Source organism: Streptomyces sp. NPDC058741, from assembly GCF_042746715.1.
Lineage (GTDB): Bacteria > Actinomycetota > Actinomycetes > Streptomycetales > Streptomycetaceae > Streptomyces.
In genome coordinates, this window is the sequence record NZ_JBHYQH010000107.1 from 1 (window position 1) to 2,358 (window position 2,358).

The window sequence follows — 2,358 nt, forward strand, 5'->3', positions numbered from 1 at the left end:
CAACCGCTGCTGCGGATCCATCGCCAACGCCTCACGCGGCGACACCCCGAAGAACTCCGCATCGAAACCACCCACACCGGACAGGAAACCGCCCCGTGCCGTGTGGCATGCGTACGGGTTGCCGGGGTCAGGCGCGAAGAGCAGGTCGAGGTCCCAGCCGCGGTCGGTGGGGAAGTCACCGATGCCGTCACGGCCGTCCGCGAGAAGGCCCCACAGATCCTCCGGGGACTCCACGCCGCCCGGGAAGCGGCAGGCCATGCCCACGATCGCCACCGGCTCGTCCAGAGCCGCCGCTGTGCCGCTCTCCGCAGCGACGGCGGTGACCGTGCCGTCCCCGAACAGCTCGCCGTACAGGAACGCGGCCAGGGCCCGGGGGGTCGGGTGGTCGAAGACGGCCGTCGTGGGGAGAGGCACAGCCGACACGGCGGCCAGTACGTTGCGCAGCTCCACCGCGATCAGCGAGTCCACGCCCAGATCACGGAACGCCCTGTCCGCACCCACCTGTTCCGGACCGGCATGTCCGAGTGCGGCGGCCGCGCGGGTGCGGACCTCGGCCAGGAGTGCGCGCCGACGGGAATCGGGGTCGAGGTCCCGGAGGCGGGCACGCAGGCCGGTGGTGACGGTCCCGGTACTCGCCTCGGGCCCGGTCGGCGCCCGGAACACCTCGGCCAGCAGGGGGCTGCGACGGACGGCGGTGAAGGCGGGACCGAAGCGGTCCCAGTGGATGTCCGCCACGAGGGTGGCGGCCGGTGCGTCCCCGGCACAGGCCGCGAGGGCGTCCAGGGCCTGGCCGGGATCCAGGAGACCCACGCCACCACGCAGTTGACGCTCTTCCGCGTCCGCGTCCGCGGCCATGCCGCCGCCCGCCCACGGGCCCCACGCGATCGACGTGGCCGGCAGGCCCGCGCTTCTGCGGCACTCGGCGAGGGCGTCCAACAGGGCGTTGGCGGCGGCGTAGTTGCCCTGCCCGGCCGAACCGACGGTGCCGGCGAAGGAGGAGAAGAGGACGAAGGCCGAGAGGTCGCGGTTCCGGGTCAGCTCGTCCAGATGGCGGGCGCCCGTCACCTTGGCGGCGAAGACACTGCTGAACGCAGCGGGCGTGAGACCGTCGAGGACTCCGTCCTCCAGGACGCCGGCCGTGTGGACGACCGCGTCCACGGGGTGCGCTTCGAGCAGCGCGGCCAGGGCCGGGCGGTCCGCCAGGTCGAGGGCCGCGAAGGTCGTCTCGGCGCCGAGGTCGCGCAGTTCCGCCCGGAGCTCCTCGGCTCCCGGCGCCCCGTCGCCGCTGCGGCTGACCAGGACGAGGTGTGCGGCGCCGTTCCGGGCCGCCCACCTGGCGACCCGGGCCCCGAGCGCGCCGGTGCCCCCCGTCACCAGGACCGTACCGGTGGGCTGCCAGGCCGCCTCCTCACGGATCGGCGCCGCGAGGAGACGGCGGCCCAGGGGTCCGCCGGGGCGGACCGCGGCCTGGTCCTCGCGGTCCCCGTCGGCGAGCAGGGCCACGAGGCGGGTGGCCGAGCGGCGGTCCAGTGTGAGCGGGAGGTCGATGAGCCCGCCCCAGCGATCGGGGTGCTCCAGCGCGGCGACGCGGCCGAGACCCCACACGGCGGCCTGGCCGGGATCCGGGGCGGGATCGTCGGCCGTGGCGGTGACGGCTCCGCGGGTGAGGGTCCAGAGCGGAGCCCCGACACCGGCGTCACCGAGTGCCTGGGTCAGCACGGCTGTGGCGAGGACTCCGAGGGGCACGCCCTCGCTCTCCCCGTGTTCGAGGGCGAGCGTGGAGACGACCCCGCTCACCGGGCCGTCCTCGACAGCGGCGGCGATGCGGCGGGCGAGCTCGGCCCGCGTGTCGAGACGGTGGTGTTCGACGACGGCCAGGTCGGCGCCCGCTTCGGCCAGTGCCTCGGTGAGGGCACCGTCCCAGCCGTCGTCGCCCTCCAGGGAGACGGGCCGCACGAGCAGCCAGCGTCCGGCCAGGCGCTCGCCCTCGGGCAGGCCGGCCACGCTGCGCCAGACGACACGGTGGTGCGGGCCGGTCCCGGCGACGGCCGAGCCGTCCTCGGTGTAGGAACGCTCCAGCCAGTACCGGTCACGGCGGAAGGCGTAGGTGGGCAGCTCGACCGTGCGGGCACCCGGCAGGAGGACGGTCCAGTCGACGGCACCACCCTGCAGGTGGAAGCGGGAGAGCGCGGACACGAGGGTGGGGGTCTCGGGGCTCTTGCCGCGGAGTACCGGTACGTACAGGGCGTCGCTGTCCGGAGCGCAGTTCTGGGTGAGGGCGGTGAGGGTGCCGTCGGGGCCGATCTCCAGGAACCGGGTCACCCCCTGCGCGGTGAGGGTGTCGACGCCGTCGGCGAA

The 2,358-nt window shown here is 74.9% G+C and carries 1 protein-coding gene; it reads right to left on the reverse strand.

Going from position 1 to position 2,358, the window contains the following annotated elements; all coding sequences use genetic code 11:
* On the reverse strand, positions 1-2,358 hold a 2,358-nt coding region (locus ACFW6P_RS32045), incomplete at both ends, for an SDR family NAD(P)-dependent oxidoreductase (protein ID WP_386425794.1).